Source organism: Agrobacterium sp. InxBP2 (genome assembly GCF_026191755.1).
Taxonomy (GTDB): Bacteria; Pseudomonadota; Alphaproteobacteria; order Rhizobiales; family Rhizobiaceae; genus Agrobacterium; species Agrobacterium pusense.
In genome coordinates this window covers 60,223-80,474 of record NZ_JAINDY010000028.1, presented here as the reverse complement: position 1 = coordinate 80,474, position 20,252 = coordinate 60,223, and the positions used below count along the sequence as shown (strand labels likewise).

Here is a 20,252-nt window from a genome sequence, read left to right as displayed (position 1 = left end):
CCCGACAGCTACTTCTGTGAACGGCGCCATGCACCTGGTGTTTCGCCCGCCCGGCGCTTGAATACCCGGTTGAGATGCATCGCATCGACAAATCCCGTGGCCTGCGCGACCGCTTCCAGCGGGATGTCGGTATCAAGAAGCAGTTCCTTTGCAAATTTGATTCTTTGCTCGAGCTGCCACTGGTAGGGCGAAAGCCCGGTCGACGCCCTGAAGGCTCGACAAAAGTGCCACTGCGATTGGTTTAGGATTCCAGCGAGCTCGCTTAGTTCTATCTGACGGGGTAATTGTTCGCGCATATACTCGGTGACCCGCTTCACCTGCCAATGGGCCAGCTTGCCCGCCTCGCGTACTTCGGCATCCCCCGCAGATAGGATCGCGAAAATCGCGGCAGTCAGGCTTTCGCCGAGCAGGTTCGAGGTCTTTTCTGTTCGGATTTCAAGCAACATACGGACGAGTGTCAGAATTCGACTGTCCATGAATCTAATGCGTGGACGCTCGAATGCCCGAGCGGTGAACTCATCGCCGAATGTTCTGACGAGTGTTGGAATGTCGAAACGCAATACCGCATAGTGGCAGTATTCAAGCTCCCCGTATCCCCACAGGCGCATACCCTTCGGGATCAGGGCCATGTGGTTTGGACGGTGGTCAATTGGGCAAGGCTGGTCTCTCTTCAACCGAGGTTCGGTGAAGCCGCCGACTTCGTCAAGATTAATGGTGAGCCCGGTTTCATCTTCCCGGACAAGCTCGTGAAGGACTTTCCCTTTCAGCCGCTCACGTCGCTCATCGATCGTTACGCCATTCCACGAACCTGTCCAGCTATCAAGCTTGACGATCTTAGTGAGGAAGTCGGCCTCGTCGTCGATAGCAGTCATTGGGAGTCGAAGACCAATGTCGAAGCCGGCAACACCTTCCTACTACTACGCCCTGCTATCGACGCCATGTTGACCTACTTCCTGTGGACGCGAACGGGTCGTCTCGAGCTGCGTCCCCGTCGCTTCAGCAGTGCCTTATATCAATCTGATCCGGTCCCTGACTTAAGGTATTCGCCCGCCTCGGTTCAAGTGCCCAATCGCTAAGTGCTGACGTTTTCGCGTTACGATTGGCTGGCAAGTCGTCTTCTGTGAGATCCTGGGTGGATGGCCCGCAGTCATGCCGCGAGCCATCGGTTTACGTCAATCGGCCTGCACCTGCAGGACCTTGCCGGGCTTGCCGTCGACCGATGAGGCAACGACGATATACCTGCGCTCATCCTTGTGCTTGGATTCGACGATCTGCCGGATCGGGCCGACTGCGTTGACGATCGCGGAACCGGCCGGGTTCGTCATGAAGTTGGACAGGCCCTGGAGGGGGCCGCTGCCATCGGCCTTGTCGGACAGTGCCAGCACGTACATCGTCTTCGGTTCCAGCCCGGTCACGGATGCCTGCAGCACTTGCGTCAGCCCCTGGTCAAAGAGCGTAACGCTCGTCGGCGCCGTCTTTTGCTTGTCGCCCTTTGCCGACAGCGTCAGATGAGCGGCGACGCCGGCGGTGCCGAGCGGCTGCAGGTTCTGCATGCCGTCGCCTTCAGGAACCGCATTCGGCACATAGTTGACGGCCTGCGCCGCCTGGCCGATCGGGATCGTCGCGATGACCTGGTTGGTCAGCGTATCGATCGCGGCCATCGCATCGGCGTTTTCAAGGCCGACATAGACGCGCGTGCCGTCGCCGGAGGGCCAGACGCCGTGTGGCAGTTTGCCGACGGGGATGGTGGCGACTTGCTCGAAATTGTCGGTGCGGAATACCTTGACCTCGTTGAGGCCGCCGACAGTGATGTAAGCGAAGCTGCCGTTTTTGTTGGTGACTAGGTTGACGTGGTTGGTGATCGGGCCGGTATCAATCGTCTGGATCAGATCGAAGGGCGGCTGGGCATTGAAGACCTGGGTCTTGCCTATGTCTTTCAGCGTAAACCAGACCTGCTTTCCATCAGGCGAGGCCGCGATATTGGGGCAGAATGGGCTCGCCTGCTTCACATGGCCGACGATCTCGTGATCGGCGACGGTGACGACGACGGTCTCCGGATTGAAGGATGAGCAGATGTAGCCGTACTTGCCGTCAGGCGAGAAGATCTGCATGCCAGGCCCGGCAGGCACCTTGATCTGCGTCTTCTCCTCGAATGTGGCGGCGTCGATGACGGAGATATAGTCCTCGCCACGGACCGTCACCCATACTTCCTTGCCATCGGGCGTATAGAATGCCTCGTGCGGCGAGCGGCCGACATAGGTGGTGTGCTTTACCGCATTCGTTGCAGTGTCGATGAAGGTCACCGAGTTCGAACCGATCGAGACCACCGCGATCGTCTTCTTGTCGGGCGAAAAGCCCATGCCGTGGACCAGCACCTGGCCCTTGTAGAGCGGCGAGAGGTTGCCGGGCTGTGGATCGCCGAGCTTGATGACACCGAGCAGCTTGTTGGTCGCGGGATCGGTCACCGACACCGTGTTGGAGAATTGCTCGGCGGCATAGACGCGGTCCTTGCTGCTGACGGGAATGTCCGGATCGGTAGCGGCGAAGGGTGCCTGTCCGGCGAAGGCGGAAAAAGGCAATAGCATGCTGCCCGCCAGCAAGCTGGCGGCAAAAGACGTCCGAATGTTCATTGGGAGGACCTCTGGCTCACATCTTCATGTTGGGGTCCATGCCCTGCATGGTCTTGCTGGGTGTGGATCCGGTGGGGGTAGTCTCCGGCGCGACCTGGGTTGGGGCCGCTTCGGATGGGGGGAGCGGATCGCCGATCGCAAGCTTCATGGCCGCGATCTCCTGCTGCTGATCCACGATGATCTCCTGCGCGATGCGCTTGAGCTGTTCGTTCTTGCCGTATTTGAGAACTGCGAGTGCCATCTCGATGGCGCCCTGGTGATGGGGCGTCATCATCGCCACGAAGTCGCGGTCGACATCACCTGTCGGCTTGACCTCCATCTCCGCCATCATCTTGTTCATGGCCGCATCGTTTTCCGCGAGGTAAGCCGCCTCGGGCCCAGCGTCATCCGTCTGCATCACCGCGTGATCGTGCTGCGTGGGATCATGAGCAAAGGCAGCGCAGGCGCCCGCGGTTGCCAGAATGGAGGCAGCAAGAGCCATCGACTTTCGTGAGGACCAGAGGTTCATCGGCTTCTTCCTTGTTGTTACATCGAAGCTAATGCCGGGCAGAGCCCGGCAAGGGCATCACATGGTTGCGAACGCCTTCCGGAGTTCTTCAGTGAAGATTGCAGGCTGCTCGAATGCAGCGAAGTGACCGCCGTGGGCGGCTTCATTCCAATAGGTCAGTTTCGAATACATGCGCTCGCCCCAGATCTTCAGCGGGCGATAGAGCTCCGCAGGGAACACACTGACCGCAACGGGGATATCGAGCTTCTGCGGGTTAAAATCGGTGTCGAAGCTTTCGGCGTAGAGGCGCGCTGAAGACGCTGCGGTGTCGGTTAGCCAGTAGAGCATGATGTCATCCAGCATCTGATCGTAGCCTAGCTCCTTCTCCGGATGATGGTCCGCATCGGTCCATTCTCCGAATTTCTCGTAGATCCAAGCGGCTTGACCGGTCGGAGAATCCGCGAGCGCATAGCCGATCGTCTGTGGGCGGGTGGATTGTATTTTGGCGTAGCCGGAGCCATGGGTCCCGAAAGCGACCAGTTGGGCAATCGATGCCTGCTCTTCCGCGTCGGGAGTGCCTTCAATCGGCGGCGGAAACAGCAAGGGCAGGTTGAGGTGAATACCTTTCAGTCCGGCAACATGTTGCTTCGCCATCCATGTGGTGACACCAGCACCCCAGTCTCCACCTTGGGCATAATATTGCGTGTAGCCCAGGCGCTGCATCAACTGCGCCCATGCTCGCGCGATCCGCGGCAAGCCCCAACCGGTCTCCATCGGTTTGTCGGAAAAGCCGTAGCCCGGTAGCGAAGGGATAACGACGTGGAATGCGTCCTCGGCCTTGCCGCCGTGGGCGATGGGATCGGTGAGCGGACCGATCACGTTGAGGAACTCGACGACAGAACCTGGCCATCCATGCGTCAGGACTAAAGGTCGCGCATCCGCATGTTTTGACTTCACATGGATGAAGTGAATGCCCAAGCCATCTATCTGGGTCCGGAATTGCGGGTAGGCGTTCAGGCGCTTCTCCAGGCGACGCATATCGTAGCTGTCGCGCCAGTATTTCAACAGCGCCTCGACCGAACTTAGGGGAGCGCCTTGCGACCAGTCGGAGACTGTTTCCCTTTCCGGCAGGCGTGCGGCACGGAGACGGGCTCGAAGGTCTTCAATTGCTGAGGCCGGGATTTTCACCTTGAATGGATCGATGCCATTCGTCGCAGCAGGCATCTCCAGGCCGCCGGTCGACTGTGTTGCCGCCGCCGCTCCACCGACCGCCATGAAGGCGGAAACTGCAGCTGCGGCTCCAAGGAACAGCCGGCGGCTAGGGTCGATATCGCGGGGGCTGTCAGGGTTCACATCGTTCATTGTCGTTTCCATTCTGGGATTCAAAGACACGCCATGATCTAGGCGGCAGGCGACCTGCGCAGAAGCGGCGGCGCAGAGAGATACAATCCATCAGCATGGATGATCAGAATGCGCCGCGGCTCTTCGAAATCGGCCGCAGCCACTGTCACGCTTGCTGGAGCGACGCGCCGAGGTTGCTCAATACGCCAAGCTGGCCGAAGATGATCGTCGCGGCCGTGTAGCAATGGAAGGACGTCACCTTGCCATCCTTCAGATGGAAGACGTCGCAGCATGGTGCGTGCATTTCCTTGCCCGTAGCCGCAATTGTGCCGGCTGCCAGCGCGAGAGGGCCGGTATGGGTGCCGTTGAGGGTCAGTTCCACGATGACCACGTCGTCGGTTACGTAGAAGTTTCCGAGTTCGCGATGCATGTCATGGAAGGCGGTAGCGTAGATGTCGACCGTCTTACCGATATCGGCGCCGTAATACTTCGCGCCGGCTGACACGTCCCAGAAATAGCCGCCCTCGGCGAAGAGGGCGACGAATGCTGCGACGTCCTTCACTTCTGCGGTCCGGTAGAGTTCGCGGATGACTTCTTCGTTGGTCGGCATGTTGTTTCCTTGGCTTTGCTAGAGTTGGATCAGCGGATGGACTTGAAGGCCTCGCGCATTTCCTGCGCGAAGAGGTCGGGCTGTTCGAAAGCGGCGAAGTGACCACCTTTGTCGACCTCGTTCCAATAAAACAGGTTCGGCCAGTGGGCTTCGGCCCACGCCTTCGGTGCGCGGTAAATCTCCTTCGGAAAGATCGTGGCTGCCATCGGCAGTTCGATCCGACCGGCGTCGAAACCGCCGCCGTTACGGGCGTTTTCCCAGTAGATTCGGGCGGACGAGGCGGCCGTATCCGTAAACCAGTAGAGCGAGATGTCATCGAGCATCTCGTCGACCGTCAGCGCGTCTTCTGGTTCGCCGCGATTGTCCGTCCAGGCCTGGAATTTCTCGTAGATCCACGTCGCCTGGCCGACGGGTGAATCGGCTAGCGCATATCCGATCGTCTGGGGCCGAGTCGCCTGTTCCTTGAAGTAGCCGAACTGATCGTTCGCAAACTTCATCGCCGCATCCATCGCGGCTTTTTCCTCGGGCGTCGGGTTCTCCGGGAATTTCTCCGGAAAGACCAGCGGCCAGTTCACATGGGCTGCCACCAGCCCTTCGGGCCGGACATGTCCGAGCGCATGAGTGACGCCAGATCCCCAGTCTCCGCCTTGCGCCACCCACTTGTCGTAGCCGAGGCGCTTCATCAGTGTAGCCCATGCATTGGCGGTCCGCACCACGGTCCACCCTTCAGAGGCCGGCTTGTCGGAAAAGCCGAAGCCGGGCTGCGAGGGGATGACGACGTGGAACGCGTCTTCCGCCTTGCCGCCGTGCTCGGTTGGATTGGTTAGGGGTTCGATCACTTTGAGAAACTCGACGACCGACCCCGGCCAGCCATGGGTGAGAATGATCGGCAGAGCATTCTCGTGCTTCGACTTGACGTGGATGAAGTGGATGCCGAGCCCGTCGATTTCCGTGCGGAACTGCGGATAGGCGTTGATGCGCTTCTCGAACTTCCGCCAATCGTACTTCTCTCCCCAGTAGGAGATCAGCGCCTTCGCCTTTTGAAGAGGGACGCCTTGGGACCAGTCGGAAACGGTTTCCTTTTCGGGCCAGCGGGTGTTCTTAAGCCGGCGCTTCAGGTCGTCGATGACCGACTGTGGCACCGACACCTTGAACGGCTTGATGTCTTTCGTCGCTGGCGGAAGGATGCCTGCGGAGCTTGATGCAGCAGCTTGCGAAACGAAGGCGGTCGCGACAGGCAGGGCGAGAGCAAGCTGCAATATGCGGCGACGCGAAGCGTCGGTCGTTTGAACGGTCATGGGTGGGTTCTTTCCCGAGTTGATGCTTTAATTGAGGAATTGGTTGATGAGTTTCAGCGTCTCTTCTGGCTGCTCCTCGGCGATGAAGTGCCCGCTGTTCGCAATCTTGATCGCGGTCAGATTGGTTGTCTTGCGCTCCAGGGTCGCCTTGAGCCAACCGTAGCCGGTTCCGCCGAGCGCCAGTACAGGCATCTCGAGCTTGGCGTAGCTGCCATCATCAATGATGTCTTGCGGGAAGGCTTGGTACCAGCCGTCGCTTGCTCGGATTGAATCGCGGTCGCCGTAGGCTGCTGCATAGACAGCACGGTCACGCGCGTCGATCTTGCTTTCGTCCTTCATCAAATAGCGGAAGAGCCAGTTCTGCATGATCGCCTGGCGACCCTCGAGAAGATCCTCGGGAAGGCCCTTGACTTGATGAAAGGCAAACCACCACGGATATCCATGATTCTCATCGATCTTGTCGCTAAAGGTCCCTACCGTCGGCAGCAGCGGCCATTTAGCAAGCTCAGCATCTGGATGTGGGATGTCCAGCATGATCAGTTTGCTTGTCGCTTCCGGGTAATTGGCGGCGTAAGCGAAGGCGACCATCGAGCCAATATCGTGGCCGATGATGTCGGCTTTTTGAAAGCCGAGGGCTTTCACCAGTTCATGGACGTCGTTGGCGAGGGTCTTCTTTTCATAGCCATCGGCCGGCTTGTCGGATTGCCCCATGCCGCGAATGTCGAGCGATATGACCGTGTGACCCTTGGCAAGCTCAGGCATGATCTTGTGCCAGGACCACCACGTCTGCGGCCAGCCCGGCAACAGTACCACCGGTGAACCCTGTCCACCGATCACGTAGTGAAGTTTGACGCCGTTAACGGTGACATCGGCATTGCGAAAGCCTGGAAGGGAGGCAACGAGCTCGGCATCGCTTGGCGCCGGCGCGGCGGTAGTAGCCGTAGCGGATTGAGCCGAAGCCAAATCAGCCATCCCAACGCTTGCGGTAAACGCGGCAATGGCGAACAGTAGCGGACGAACGATCATTCAGATCTCCTTTGTGATGATATTGGGGTGAAGGATCTTCCTGGCGACCAGCAGTGCAGCTAGGAGGTTCAGACATGCGCCGGCCAGGAAGGCGGCGATAATCCCTTGCGCGTCGGCGACCAGTCCGCCGAAAAATGAGCCAGCAGCAACTGCGATCTGAAAGACGCTGACAGTGATCGCAGAACTGCTTTCGAACCTTGCGGGATCGGAGGCATAGGTCCAGATCTGCACGCAGACGGGAACTGCTCCGAAAGCTGCTCCCCATAGGGCAACGGCGACGGCCTCGGCGAAAGGGTTCCAAGACAAAAGAGCGGTCAGGATGATCGACGCCGCCATCGCTATAGCGACGAGCATGAACCCGGACGCAGGCTTTTGACGGCTCAGGCGCTCGCCGACGAAGGTGCCAACGATACCGAAGACGCCATAGATTGCTAGGAACAGGCCAAGCCTTGCCGGATCTAGCAGCGCGTTGATGACCAGATGCGGCTCGAGGTAGGTGTAGGCGGCAAAGTGGCCACCGGCGGTGAGTGCGGTCGCGGTGAACGCGAGCGTCAGGCTACGGCTCCGAGCTGTTTCCCGCAAACCTCGCCAGGACTGCCCGGCCTCGATCAGGATCTTGGGCAGAAGTGCCGCCTGTGCTGCCGCGACGAGCAGACACAATGCGGCGACGGCGATAAATGATAGGCGCCAGCCCATGATGCTCCCGAGCGCTGACCCGAGGGGCACGCCGACGACGGTCCCGATGGATATTCCGGCCATGATGATCGATGTCGCGCGATTGCCGTCACGGTGGGCGACAAGCTTGCGTCCGACGGCCGCAGCAAAGGTCCAGAAGCCCCCGACACTGATGCCGAGCAGGGCGCGTCCGAGGATCGCTACTTCAAAACTGGAAGCGCTGGCGACGATCAGGTTCGAGATCAGGACAAGAACCGTGAAGCCGATCAGAAGGAGCTTGCGATCAATATCTCGTGCCGATACGGTGCACAGCGGCGCCGCGATGGCCGCGATGAGGCCAGGCACTGTGACCAGCAGACCTGCCTGCCCGGCTTGGATGTCGAACTGGTTGGCGATGTGCGACAACAGTCCGATCGGAAGGAACTCGCTTGTGACCAGCACGAAGGTGCCGACCGCGATTGAAAGAACCGCAGGCCACGAAGAGGTTGAGGGCTCACTTGTCTCCGTCATACTCGAACCTCAAGGTTTAGGGATGCACGAAAGCTCTCCCGCCTGGGGTAGGCGGACCGATAGAGCTGACGCATCCGTGTTTCCGATGCGAAGAGGATAGAAGGGCGGGCAGCAGCCGAGAAGCTGGCCGGGATGGAGACATCATCCACCGTGATGGATAATATCCCGCTGCCCGCCCTTGTTCTCACGCCTTCACGAAGGCAAGCAGATCGGGATTGAGGACGTCGGCATTCACGGTCAGCATGCCGTGCGAATAGCCCTTGTAGACCTTGAGCGTGCCGTTCTTCAGGAGCTTGACGGATAGCTCGCCGGCGTCGGCGATCGGAACGACCTGGTCGTCGTCGCCATGCATGACGAGGGTCGGCACGGCAATGGCCTTTAGATCCTCCGTCTGATCCGTTTCCGAGAAAGCTTTGATGCCTTCGTAGTGGGCTTTTGCGCTGCCCATCATGCCCTGCCGCCACCAGTTCTGGATGACGCCTTGTGAAGGCTTCGCGCCTTCTCTGTTGAAGCCGTAGAACGGTCCAGTGGGGACGTCGAGGAAGAATTGCGCCCGGTTGGCGGCCAGCGCCGAACGGAAGCCGTCGAAGACCTCGATCGGCGTGCCGCCAGGATTGGAGGCGGTCTTGACCATTAGCGGCGGGACGGCGGAGACGAGCACGGCCTTGGCAACGCGGCCGTGCGGCTGGCCGTACTTCGCGACATAACGTGCCACTTCGCCGCCGCCGGTGGAGTGTCCGATATGGACGGCGTTCCTGAGGTTCAGGTGCTCGACGACGGCAAAGGCGTCGGCGGCGTAGTGATCCATGTCATGGCCTTCGGAGACTTGGGCTGAGCGGCCATGGCCACGGCGGTCATGGGCGACAACGCGGTAACCATTGGCCAGGAAGAACAGCATCTGGGCGTCCCAATCGTCCGATGACAGCGGCCAGCCATGATGAAAGACGATCGGCTGCGCGTCCTTCGGACCCCAGTCTTTGAAGAAGATGTCGAAGCCGTCCTTGGTCTTGATGAAGCTTTCAGTCATGGGAAGATTTCCGTCAGTTGGATGGTTTGATGATTTGGTTGCGGCAAGGCTGGGCGCTGCTGGCAGCGACATCGTCGCGGCCAACGCTGCACCAGTCAGGAGCGCGTCGCGTCGTGTGAGGGGCAGGGGCTGGTCGGTCGAGGTCACGGTCGGCGTTTCTGTTCGTGTTAGTTGGACGGCTGAAGACTATTCGGCTCCGGTCACGCGAGCGATGCGTGTTCTTGCTGAAGCTGCACGTTCTTGCTCCAAACTTCGCTCCGGCCGCATTCGACTGTTTACGGGCTAGCGCGAGCGGATAGGTTGTCGGCTGACCGGTGTTTGCCGGCGGCTGGAGGGAACAGGAAGGCAATGAGTGTCGAGAGTGCGAACGATCTTCACGAAAACGTCGTAAGGATCGACAGCAGTGCGCAGTCCTGGAACGGCGTCACGATTGTCGATGTGCACGAATACACGAAAGGCGAAGTCCTCCATTTTTTGCTGAACGAGGAGGAGACCGGCATCGCCATGGCGCTCGACGAGGTTGGCGGTGTGACCGAGCCGAGGTTGAAACCACAGCAGGCTTGCCTTCTGGACCACAGGCCCAACCACATGACACTCGTGCCACGAGGAATGCCGCTCTGGGGGCACGCGACCAAGGAGCTGCACTACAGTCGGTACGCGCTGTTGCTATTCGATCTGGAAACGCTGGAGAAGACGTTCCAGGAAGATTTCCACGCCCGGATGTTCGAGCGGCCGCGGATGCGGTTCACCGACCACCGGATCCACACACTCGTCCGGATGCTTGTCGACATCCCGCAAGAAGATCCTGCGATGATGCTTCTGGGTGATAGTCTCACGTCTGCCGTGTTCGCGCTGTTATCTGCGGAAGGCGGTGAGCCGCCTGCTGCAGCGGCGCGCCTTTCGGATCATGCGCTCTCACTCATCGTCAGCTATATCCAGGACCAATTGCCTCGCCACATCGAATTACACGAGCTGTCACGGCTGGCCGGGATGTCGCAATGGCATTTCTGCCGGGCATTCAAGGCTTCAACAGGTCTGTCGCCTTACCAGTGGCAGCTCGACAAGCGGGTGGATGCCGCTCAGGGACTTCTGCTTCGCTCGGACGCCCCTCTCGACGCGATCGCGAAGGCTGTCGGATTTTGCGATTCAGTGCACCTTAGTCGTGTTTTCAAGAAGCTCACTGGAGAGGCTCCCGGAACCTGGAGGCGTAACCGCCGATGAACACGCGCGAAGCCGAACTGCTCGGCCTGCCATACAATATTCGCAGCATCACCACGCGGACGCAGTCCTGGAATAGCGTCCGTATAGACATCACGAAGGCGTATTACGCGCAAGGCGAAATCCTTCACCCTCTCGGTTACGAGGACATGACCCGCTTGTCGATCAATCTCGACGAGGTAGGTGGCATCACAGAGCCTCGGCTCAGCAAGAATGTACCGTGTCCGGTGGAACACAAGCCCAGAAACATGGCCTTCGCTCCGGCAGGAACGCCGTTGTGGGGATACGCTTCCGAAGTGAAGTTCGTCTATGACGCCACGGTCATCTTCGACCTCAATGCACTTTCTGAAAAGTTCGAGCACCATGTTTCTTGCGCACGGGGTGGTGCACCTAGACTGAAATTTACCGAACCCAGGATATGGAAGCTGGTGACGATGCTGGCGGAAATCCCTGCCGAGGATGACACCTACCGGCTATACGGCGACAGCCTGACCGCTGCGATATTCGCAATTGCGTTTGAAACGAGGGAAACGCACGCGCGTTCGGGAACGCTCGCACCCCGGCAGCTTCACCGGGTGACCGAATACATGCTGTCACGTCTGCCCGAACACGTGGAGTTGCAGGAACTTGCTGCCTTGGTCGGGCTCTCACAGTGGCATTTTGCGCGCGCCTTCAAGGCTTCGACCGGTGTGTCGCCATATCAATGGCAACTCGACGAGCGGGTGAAAATGGTTCAGCGACTGCTCCTCAATTCGGAGAGCCCGCTCGAAGCCGTGGCCGAAGCCACCGGGTTTAGCGACGCAATGCATCTGATACGAACCTTCAAGAAGCGATCCGGCCAGACGCCGGGAGCATGGAGGCGCGAAAACGGTCTGAAATGACCGCGCGCCTCCAGGGAGCGGCGCGTCAGGCGGAGACGCGACCGCGAGGGTCGTCGACATGCAGCTTGGCAACGTCGTAGCGCACGCCCTGCCGATCGAGAATGCGGACATTTTTCACGACATGAGCGAGCGCCTTGAGGAAGGTCTCGGAATTTTCGTGCTCCTCATAAGCCTGCTCGTTCTCGTAACCTTCGATCAGGTGGAAGGTGTTCGGGTCGACGAGGTCCTGCGCGAACGCATAGAACCGGCAACCACTGATCTTTTCGGCGGCGGTCATATCAGGGATGACCGCGTCGATGAATGTCTGGCGATCGTCGGGATGGACGCGGTAGTAGGCGCTTACGACGACGCCGGTGGGCAATGTCTTGTCATGGTCTGCCATGGTGTTTCCTCATGTTGTGGTTGATGATCGGTTAAGACATCAGATCGGCGCAGAGCCTGCGCCGATGTTCGGATTTGCTCTCTCTGGACGTTCTTGCTACGGATTTCGGCGCGCGTGCCGTGCCCGGCAGCTTTCTAGTAGGAGGAGAGCAGGACCGTACCGGTCTTGCCGGGCAGTTCGACAAGTGCGGCGGCCTTGCCGACATCGGCCAGATCGAAGGTCTTCTCGACCGGGAAAAGTTCCGGTTTGCCGGCGGCCAGTTCTATCGCCAGCTTGAGATCGGCCTTGCGGATTTCGACCGGCAGGCTCGCCCAGCGCCCGACGGTCACGCCCGAGATCCTGATGTCGCGGGTCGAGAAATAGAGGGCAGGCACCGAGATCGGCTGCCCGGACAGATCGCCGTAGGATACGAGGCTGCCACCTTGAGCCAGCAGCCCGGCCGCCGCGCTGGCCGTCTCGCCGCCGACCGGGTCGAGCACGACGCCGATCGGATGACCGTCGGCGGCCGAAATGACCTTGTCCTGCCAGCCGGCCTTGTCGGTGGAAACGACCGGCAGGTCCGGGAACACGACGTTGAGTTCGTTCACGCCGGCTTCACGCCTGACGACACCAACCACGTCGAAGCCGCGATCGAGAAGGAGTCCGATCGTCAGTCGGGCAACGGCGGATCCGGCGGCCGTCAAAACGACGACGTCCCGCCCCGGTTTGGCGCCTGATGTCTCGACCGCCCGCAGCAGAAGCGCCGTCGTTAGCGGATTGACGTGGAGCTGCGCCGCGGCTTCATCCGAGACGTTGGCCGGGATCTCCGTGACGTATTCGGCCGAAACGATAGCCTTTTCGCTCCAGGCTCCCCGGCCAGGGAAGAACGCGGCGCGGACGCCAGGCTTGAGATCGACGCCATCTCCTGCTTCCTCCACGATGCCGTAGCCTTCGAAGCCGACGCGCACGCCTTCTTTTGGAACTACCGATCCTGGTTGGTAGCGTCCCGCCACGCCAAGAAGGTCGCCGTGATGGACGGGGCGCAGCAGCACCCGGATCAGGACTTCACCGCGCCCCGGACGTTTCGGATGTTCGACTTCTATGGCTTGAAGGACGGCCTCGGGCTTTCCATGCTTGAAATAGACTGCAGCGCGCATCGCCTTAACTCCTTGAGAAAGGGGAGTGGCCGTCAACCACTCCCGTCGCTTGGTTAGACCTGAGCCTGGCCGCCGTCGGCGAACAGTTCGGCGCCGTTGACGAAGCTTGCATCGTCGGAAGCGAGGAAGAGTGTCGCCTTGGCGATCTCCTCGGATTCGCCGACGCGGCCGAGCGGGATGCGCGAGGCGAGATAGTCGAGAAGACCCTGCTGCTGTTGCTTGTCGTCGCCGGCGAGTTCGACGAGGCCCGGGGTGCGGGTCGCGCCGGGCGAGACGACGTTGACGCGGATGCCGGTGCCCTTGAGATCGAGCGCCCAGGAGCGGGCAAGGTTGCGCACGGCTGCCTTGGAGGCGGAATAGACGGAGAAGGCGGCGGTGCCTTCGGTGCCCGCGGTCGATCCGGTCAGCACGACCGACGAGCCCTGGCCCATCAGCGGGAGCGCCTTCTGCACGGTGAAAATGACGGCCTTCACGTTGCGGCCGAAGGTGTCGTCGATCTGCTCCTCGGTGATCTGGCCGAGCGGAAGCATGGTGCCGCCGCCGGCGTTGACGACGAGGGCGTCGAGGCGTCCGTGCTCCGACTTGACCTGAGCGAAGAGCTTGTCGAGATCCTCATTCTTCGCGGAATCCGCCTGGATGCCGACAGCGCCGTGGCCGATCTCGGCCACCGCCTTGTCCAGCGCATCCTTGCGGCGGCCGGTGATGTAAACGCGGGCGCCTTCCGCCGCGAAGAGCTTGGCGGTTGCAAGGCCGATGCCGCTGGTGGCGCCGGTTACGACCGCGATCTTGTTTGCGAGCCTGTTGGTCATCTTACTTTCTCCTGATGCTGGGCGCGCGGAAGGGTCCAGCCCGAATGCGCGCGGCCTGTTGAACTGTTGAAACTGTTCGGGAGGTGGCGTTGGCTTCCTGCCTGTCGTCGCCCTCCGATGAGGAAAATCTAGTCGGCTAGCGTGGCGGCGAGAAGTCGCTCGGCGTGGAGAGATTATCCATCCGCATGGATGATCTCGGGTGTGGCGGCGCGTCTGGCGTCGACCCGCTCGAAAATCCTGGCCGCCCAGTCGGCAAAGGCGCGCAGCCGAGGGTTCGGAAATCGGTCGGCCGGGTAGACGAGATGGAGGGTGTGATTTTCGGGTTTCCACTCCGGAAGGAACTCGACCAGCGAGCCGCGCTCGATGTGCGGTCTCGCCAGGAAGCCGAAGCTCTGACCGATCCCCAATCCGGCAAGCAGCGCGTTCAGATGCGCGGTGCTTTCATTGACCGAGATGCCTGCGGAACTGGGCGCATATTCGATGCGCTCATCGCCGCGCTGGAAGCGCAGGGGAAATCGCTTTCCCGAGGATGCGGAAAAATAGCTGACGACGCGGTGTGACTGGACATCCTCCGGACGCGCCGGCGGGTCTCGTCCGTTCAGATAGCTGGGCGCGGCGCAGAGCACATAGTCGAGCTCGCACAGCTTTCGCGCCATCATTGAGGAGTCGGTAAGCGTTCCCCCGCGAATGACGCAATCGATGCCTTCGCCGATAAGGTCGGCCGAGCGGTCGCTGACGCCCAACATCAGATCGATGTCGGGGTACTGAAGCTGGAAGTCGGCCAGGGCCGGAATGAGAATTTCATTCGCCAGCACCGATCCGATATCGATTCGAAGCTTTCCCTTAGGCGTGCTGCGCGCGCCCGCGACCGTACCGTCCATATCGTCGAGGTCGGCAAGCAGACGAAGAGCGCGCTCATGATAGTTGACGCCTTCCGTGGTCATCGTCACCGACCGGGTGGTGCGTTCAACCAGCTTCGTCCCGAGATGGGCCTCGAGATCCTGAACGAGCTTGCTGACCGACGAGCGCGGCAAATTCATGCTGTCCGCCGCCTTGGCGAAAGATCCTGCCTCGGCAACGCGCACGAAGGTCCGTATGGCGAGTATCTGATCCAAATGAAAGCCTACCTGATTGCAGAATTGAGCTGACTATACGCGCGTCCGTGTCCGATGCCATGCACGTTCTTGCGCTTCCATGTACGGTCTTGCCTTCCTTGACATCGCTTGATGTTGGCAGCGATTTCTATCGAAGGCTGTTCTCGCGTCGCCAGGCAGCCGGCGTTTGGCCGGTTCGCTTCTTGAACGCCCGGATCAGATGCATGGCATCGCTGAAGCCCGTCGCTTCGGCAATGACGTCAAGCGGGGCATCCGATTTGAGAAGATGTCCCTGGGCCATCTTGGTTCTTTCCTGAAGCTGCCATTGGTATGGGGAGGTTCCGGTCGATGCCTTGAAGGCTCGGCAGAAATGCCATTGCGACTGGCCGAGCAAGGCGGCAAGTTCAGCCAGCTCGACCGGTCGAGGAAGCCTGCTGTGCATATAGTCCTTGACCCGACGAACCTGCCACGGGGCAAGCTTCATGGGCTGCCGGTCAGCCAATGGAATAGCGCTCAGGAGGGCCAATATGCCGGCCACCAGGCTGTCGCCGAACAAGGCGTATGACGCGCTGGCGTCGGGGATCTCGATGAGCATCTTCACCAGTGATAGAATCCTGGGATCGTTGAAGCGCAGTCGCGGCTCTTCGAAAATGGCTGGACGGAAGTCACCTTGCAAACGCGCTTCCAGAATGGGGATATCGAACACGATCATCGCATATCTGGCATACCGAAGCTGCCGCGCGTAGCCCCACCAAGGCAGTCCTTGTGAGATCACCGCCATATGGTTGGTGCTGTGTTCCAGAGGATTGGCATTGTCAGGCGTCAGCCGGCACTCCGTCGCGCTCCCGACCTCCGCCAGACTGACTGTAAACCGGGTTTCATTCGCATGTGGCATCGGGTGAACAACGCAGCCCTTGGCATGCTCGTGAATGTCTTCGACAATGGCGCCATTCCAGATCCTGCTTCGCCTCTCTATACTGAGGACGTTCTCGGGAAGATCCTTCTCAAATATCGTTGCCATGCCGGCGGCCCTGATTTTTGGCTGAACAATAGGCCAGCGCGATGGACCTCTTGCTCCACGCTCGAGCCATGGCGATGCGCTTCGAGGATTTATCGGTCACGAAGCAGGCTTCGCGCGATCAACCCGCGTTGGATCTCCGAGCTGCCTTCGTAAATTCGCAGGATACGCAGATCCCGCACATATCTCTCCAGCGGGTAGTCTCGGGTGTAGCCGTTGCCGCCGTGGATCTGCAGGGCCTTGTCGGCGATACGTCCTGCCGCTTCCGTCGCGAAAAGCTTGGCCATTGCGGCTTCCGTCGAATAGCGTTTGCCGGTGCCTCGCATGCCGGCCGCGCTTTTGCCGAGTGCTCGAGCAGCCGAGAGCTCAACGGCACAATCGGCGAGCATCCATTGAATGCCCTGAAAATCCGCAACGGGATGCCCGCCGACCTTCCGCTCCTTCGAATAGGCGATCGCTGCGTCAAGAGCCGCCGCCGCGACACCCGTGGCCTGTGCCGCCACTTCTATCCGGCCGTTATCCAGCACCCTCAGCGCGGTTCGAAAGCCCGATCCCTCGGCCCCCATCAGGCTCGACAATGGGACGACACAATCGAGCGTCACGGTAAAGACGTGACCGCCTCTGAGGCCCATGGTCCGCTCCGGCAAGCCGAACTCGATGCTCGAGATTTCTTTCGGCTCGACCAGAAAGGCGCTGATGCCGCCCGCGCCCGCTTCGGGAGCCGTTTTGGCGTAGACGATGATGAAATCCGCGTATGCTGCGTTGGAAATGAAGCACTTGGTGCCACGTATGCGATATCCGCGCTCGGACTTTACCGCTGTCGTGCCCATATCGACTGGGTTGGAGCCGGCATGAGGTTCGGTGAGGGCAAAAGCGCCCAGCATTTGACCGGAAGCGGCAAGCGGCAGAATTCGCTCTCTCTGTTCGTCGTTGCCACCGATCTCAACGGAATCGGTGGCGAGAAAATGGGCCGTCAACATCGACGCGGTCGAGCCGCACGCGCCGGCAATCAACTCGACCGCCTCATAAAGGGCAATACCGCTCAATCCAATGCCGCCATGATCCCGCGCGATGTTGAGGCCCATCAGGCCCAAGGCGGACATAAACTTGAGATGGCGTGTGGCGGGTTCTTCACCCTCGTCGAGAGCTGAGGCGTAAGGTCCCAGCTCCTGTTTCGCGAAGCGCTCGATCTGTTCGAGCATCATTCGCTCTTCATCATTCAGCTCGCTCATTGGCATGCCGCCCCGATCAATGCGCGTATCTCATCATTGTGTTCATTCAATTCCGGTGCCGCAGTGCGGCCTCCTCGTCGGTCGTCGATGAAGTGCGCCGGTTGCTCTGGAAGCGGAAGCTGGCTGCCGTCCCGGGCTGCCGCAAGCGAATAAAGGCCTCGATAATCAGCTTGCTCGGAGGTCCAGGCTTGCCTCGCCGATGATATCACCGAGGCCGGAACGCCTGCCGTTGTTAGAATGTCGACGACATCGGTGGCGGTGAAGTCTCGTGCCCAGGCGATGATTGCTTCAGCCAAATCCGGCTCGTTTCTTCGTCGCTCGGCGTCTGTTGCAAACCTCGGATCGTCAGCGAATTCGTGGCGTCCAATGACCTCGCAGAAGATCTTGAAAAGCCGATCGTTCAAAACCGCGACAGCGAAGAAGCCGTCTCCGGCGGGGTAGACGCCAAAGGGCGCCGATAGGGGATGCTTGTTGCCGGTGCGGATCGGATCGCCATTCGCGAGCAGGACACGCGCTCCTGATGTCGGCATCATTGCCAGCAACGAGTCAAACAGGGAGATATCGATTGTCCGGCCTTTTCCGGTTCTTTCCCTCTCGAAGAGCGCGACCATGATCGCCCAGCTCGCAAACACGCCCGCCGCAACGTCTCCGAAGGACTCACCGATCATGGTGGGGTCGCCGGTCTCGTTTCCGGTCAATTCCATCAGCCCGGTCATGGCTTGAACGATGATATCGTAGGCAGGCCGCATGGCATTCGGCCCCGTCTGGCCAAAGCCGGAGATCGATGCAAAAACGAGCCTCTCATTGTCCACGCGCAGCACTTCCGGCCCAAGGCCAAGCTTGGCCATCACGCCAGGTCGGAAATTCTCGACCACCACATCGGCCCGCCCCGCCAGAGCGTGGAGCGCCTTGATTTCGTCCGGGTTTTTCAGATCCATGGCGATGGATTTCTTGCCGCGATTGACGCCCTCGAAGAGGGCGCTTTTGCCGTCGAAAAAGGGGCCGACCTTGCGATAGTCGTCACCCTCCATGCTCTCGATCTTGATCACCTCCGCGCCCATGTCGGCGAGCAGCGCGGTGCAGTAGGGGCCAGCGAGGACCCGCGTGAAATCAATGACCGTTATTCCGCTCAAGGGTCTGTTGATCGACGGCATGTTCGGCTCCAATGGTGCTTCCAGCCTAGTCACATCGGGGGTATAAGTAGAAATATAGATTATTGATACGAGATATTGAGTTTGGCTCTACCCTTCAATCTCAGACAGGTGGTATACGCCCTCGCGGTTGCCGACCACGGGTCGACTGCCGCTGCTGCAAGGGCGCTTAATGTATCGCAGCCATCGGTGTCCCAAGCCGTTACGCAACTCGAGGCGCATTTCGGGCAGCCATTGTTTCGGCGGACGTCTGGCCATGGGTTGCAGGCGACGCCGTTCGGGCGCTCGAAGATCCCCGAGTTTCGGCGGTTGCTGGATCAGGCGGAGCAGGTGTTCTCCGCAAGGACTGCCGACTTGATGTCTCACAAGCTGACCCTCGGGGTGTTTTCCACCGTTGGGCCGCGTTATGTTCCCAGGCTTGTCCGTCTGTTCGGGGAACGCTTTCCCGGCAGCCGCGTCGAGCTGGTCGAGAATGACCTGCGCGGTCTCGTCGAGGGGCTAAATTCGGGCAGAATTGACCTCGCGATCATGTATGACGTCGGCCTTCCGACCGGGCTGCACCTCACGAGCCTTAAGGAGGTTCGCCCCTATGCGCTCGTCCACGACGGGCATCATCTCGCCAGCGCAAAGACGGTTTTCGTGCGAGATTTGTTGAGCGATCCCCTGATTCTCATAAGCCTGCCATTTAGCAGGGACTTCTTTCTCTCGATCGCCCAAAGCCAGGGATTGCCGGTGACGATCGCTTTGGAGACGACATCCATCGAGATGGTTCGCTCGATGGTGGCCAACAAGCTTGGTTTCAGCCTGCTCGCCACGGACATTGCACACGGCGCCACCTATGATGGGCAAGGAGTGACGCGCCTCGAAATCTCCGACGACATTCCGCCGCATAAGATCGTTCTGGCAACCGCCGCGTCGCTACCACTCACGGAAGCCTCAAAGGCTTTCCGTGACCTAACGCTCCAGTCGTTCGAGATGGACCGTTGAGGGCGGATCCGTGAATAGCCTAGCGAAAAGTTGGCTCGTCAATTTTGCAGGGATATATTTGTCACGACAGGTCATAGCCTTCAATGGGAGTACGATTGTCTACACGGCCAGGTCGACAATGATGATGTGGCATTTTCCCCACGCACTGGCTTGGACGACGGTTCGTCTGGTTTAAGAGCTGGAATCGCTCAACAGGAGACGGGTCCCGATCTCCACGCAGAGCACCTATGGCGTCCAGCAACCGATCTGGAGATCGTGCACCAGTTCTTTCCCAACGGGTCTCATTGAGACCCGTTAGACCCTGCCGCTGGCGAGCAGTCGGCCACAAGGGAGGGCTCCGCCGCCGCCCCCTGCTGCAACTTCTGTCAGCTGCGCGCAGCGCCCTTGTCCCCCCGCTCTTCGCGGCGGGGTGATCGAGGCCCGCAATCTGCGGGAAGGAAAGAGAACGGCCGTGTGGCGGCCGATGGAACTATGAAAAGAGAAGAATTGGAGGCGCTCCGCGCCACCCCAGCAGCACGGTAGAGGACGTGAAGCACGGGAAAACGTCGAGCACACCGGGAAGAAATAACTAACTGATATAGCTAAAAAAATGTGCGCGATTCCCGCTCTCGCGGTTGCGACGCCCGTGGCCATTGTGGCGGCAATCTTGATTGCTGCCATCTACGGTTATCGCCTCGAGATTGACGCAATTGGTCTGAGCTTCGACAAAAGTTCCGCTCCAGTATCACTAGAGGCGGCGA

Annotated in this window: 19 protein-coding genes; 3 read left to right on the top strand and 16 right to left on the bottom strand. The window is 60.0% G+C overall.

From position 1 onward, the window contains the following. Nucleotides 1–8: 8 nt before the first annotated feature. From K7A42_RS11770 to K7A42_RS11730, 9 genes are all read right to left on the bottom strand, one after another. Nucleotides 9–872 carry an AraC family transcriptional regulator gene (locus K7A42_RS11770; RefSeq protein WP_282455221.1) on the bottom strand — a complete coding sequence of 288 codons (864 nt, stop codon included), beginning with the start codon at nucleotides 870–872 and terminating at the stop codon, nucleotides 9–11. 300 nt (nucleotides 873–1,172) lie between these two features. Then, nucleotides 1,173–2,630 carry a YncE family protein gene (locus K7A42_RS11765; RefSeq protein ID WP_282455220.1) on the bottom strand — a complete coding sequence of 486 codons (1,458 nt, stop codon included), beginning with the start codon at nucleotides 2,628–2,630 and terminating at the stop codon, nucleotides 1,173–1,175. Between the two features lie 16 nt (nucleotides 2,631–2,646). Further along, nucleotides 2,647–3,138: a DUF305 domain-containing protein gene (locus K7A42_RS11760; RefSeq protein ID WP_282455219.1), complete on the bottom strand. Its 492-nt coding sequence runs from the start codon at nucleotides 3,136–3,138 to the stop codon at nucleotides 2,647–2,649. 57 nt (nucleotides 3,139–3,195) lie between these two features. Further along, a complete protein-coding gene (locus K7A42_RS11755; RefSeq protein WP_282455218.1) occupies nucleotides 3,196–4,479 on the bottom strand; it encodes an epoxide hydrolase family protein in 1,284 nt (427 codons plus the stop codon). Between the two features lie 145 nt (nucleotides 4,480–4,624). Beyond that, the gene (locus tag K7A42_RS11750) at nucleotides 4,625–5,068 is read right to left on the bottom strand and encodes a nuclear transport factor 2 family protein (RefSeq protein ID WP_282455217.1); all 444 of its coding nucleotides are present in this window, start codon (nucleotides 5,066–5,068) and stop codon (nucleotides 4,625–4,627) included. 29 nt (nucleotides 5,069–5,097) lie between these two features. After that, entirely contained in the window at nucleotides 5,098–6,366 is a 1,269-nt protein-coding gene (locus tag K7A42_RS11745; RefSeq protein ID WP_282455216.1) for an epoxide hydrolase family protein, read from the bottom strand. Between the two features lie 27 nt (nucleotides 6,367–6,393). After that, on the bottom strand, nucleotides 6,394–7,392 hold the full coding sequence (locus K7A42_RS11740) for an alpha/beta fold hydrolase (RefSeq protein ID WP_121539165.1): 999 nt from the start codon (nucleotides 7,390–7,392) through the stop codon (nucleotides 6,394–6,396). Further along, nucleotides 7,393–8,577, bottom strand: a complete 1,185-nt coding sequence (locus K7A42_RS11735) for an MFS transporter (RefSeq protein WP_282455215.1) — start codon at nucleotides 8,575–8,577, stop codon at nucleotides 7,393–7,395. Between the two features lie 184 nt (nucleotides 8,578–8,761). Beyond that, nucleotides 8,762–9,604: an alpha/beta fold hydrolase gene (locus K7A42_RS11730; RefSeq protein ID WP_416220908.1), complete on the bottom strand. Its 843-nt coding sequence runs from the start codon at nucleotides 9,602–9,604 to the stop codon at nucleotides 8,762–8,764. A gap of 348 nt (nucleotides 9,605–9,952) precedes the next feature. Here K7A42_RS11730 and K7A42_RS11725 point away from each other — a divergent pair, with 348 nt between their 5' ends. Both K7A42_RS11725 and K7A42_RS11720 read left to right on the top strand, forming a co-directional pair. Then, on the top strand, nucleotides 9,953–10,825 hold the full coding sequence (locus K7A42_RS11725) for a helix-turn-helix domain-containing protein (RefSeq protein WP_282455214.1): 873 nt from the start codon (nucleotides 9,953–9,955) through the stop codon (nucleotides 10,823–10,825). Next, nucleotides 10,822–11,703: a helix-turn-helix domain-containing protein gene (locus K7A42_RS11720; RefSeq protein WP_282455213.1), complete on the top strand. Its 882-nt coding sequence runs from the start codon at nucleotides 10,822–10,824 to the stop codon at nucleotides 11,701–11,703. The genes K7A42_RS11725 and K7A42_RS11720 overlap by 4 nt, the downstream gene beginning before the upstream one ends. Nucleotides 11,704–11,728: 25 nt before the next feature. Here the strand turns inward: K7A42_RS11720 and K7A42_RS11715 are convergent, their stop codons facing one another. The 7 genes from K7A42_RS11715 to K7A42_RS11685 all read right to left on the bottom strand — a co-directional run bounded on the left by K7A42_RS11715 (nucleotide 11,729) and on the right by K7A42_RS11685 (nucleotide 18,528). Continuing rightward, nucleotides 11,729–12,085 (bottom strand): putative quinol monooxygenase, encoded by a 357-nt coding sequence (locus K7A42_RS11715; protein ID WP_121539170.1) that lies wholly within the window; start codon nucleotides 12,083–12,085, stop codon nucleotides 11,729–11,731. A gap of 134 nt (nucleotides 12,086–12,219) precedes the next feature. After that, nucleotides 12,220–13,221, bottom strand: coding sequence for a zinc-binding dehydrogenase (locus K7A42_RS11710; protein WP_282455212.1), 1,002 nt, complete (start codon nucleotides 13,219–13,221; stop codon nucleotides 12,220–12,222). 53 nt (nucleotides 13,222–13,274) lie between these two features. Further along, entirely contained in the window at nucleotides 13,275–14,030 is a 756-nt protein-coding gene (locus tag K7A42_RS11705) for an SDR family NAD(P)-dependent oxidoreductase (protein ID WP_282455211.1), read from the bottom strand. Between the two features lie 173 nt (nucleotides 14,031–14,203). Next, a complete protein-coding gene (locus tag K7A42_RS11700; RefSeq protein WP_282455210.1) occupies nucleotides 14,204–15,145 on the bottom strand; it encodes a LysR family transcriptional regulator in 942 nt (313 codons plus the stop codon). 127 nt (nucleotides 15,146–15,272) lie between these two features. After that, nucleotides 15,273–16,145 (bottom strand): AraC family transcriptional regulator, encoded by an 873-nt coding sequence (locus tag K7A42_RS11695; RefSeq protein ID WP_282455209.1) that lies wholly within the window; start codon nucleotides 16,143–16,145, stop codon nucleotides 15,273–15,275. 89 nt (nucleotides 16,146–16,234) lie between these two features. Continuing rightward, entirely contained in the window at nucleotides 16,235–17,374 is a 1,140-nt protein-coding gene (locus K7A42_RS11690) for an acyl-CoA dehydrogenase family protein (RefSeq protein WP_282455208.1), read from the bottom strand. After that, nucleotides 17,371–18,528 (bottom strand): CaiB/BaiF CoA transferase family protein, encoded by a 1,158-nt coding sequence (locus K7A42_RS11685; RefSeq protein ID WP_282455207.1) that lies wholly within the window; start codon nucleotides 18,526–18,528, stop codon nucleotides 17,371–17,373. Before K7A42_RS11685 ends, K7A42_RS11690 begins: the two co-directional genes overlap by 4 nt. Nucleotides 18,529–18,636: 108 nt before the next feature. Between K7A42_RS11685 and K7A42_RS11680 the strand changes: the two genes are divergently transcribed. Beyond that, nucleotides 18,637–19,512 (top strand): LysR family transcriptional regulator, encoded by an 876-nt coding sequence (locus K7A42_RS11680; RefSeq protein ID WP_282455307.1) that lies wholly within the window; start codon nucleotides 18,637–18,639, stop codon nucleotides 19,510–19,512. Nucleotides 19,513–20,252 lie beyond the last annotated feature (740 nt).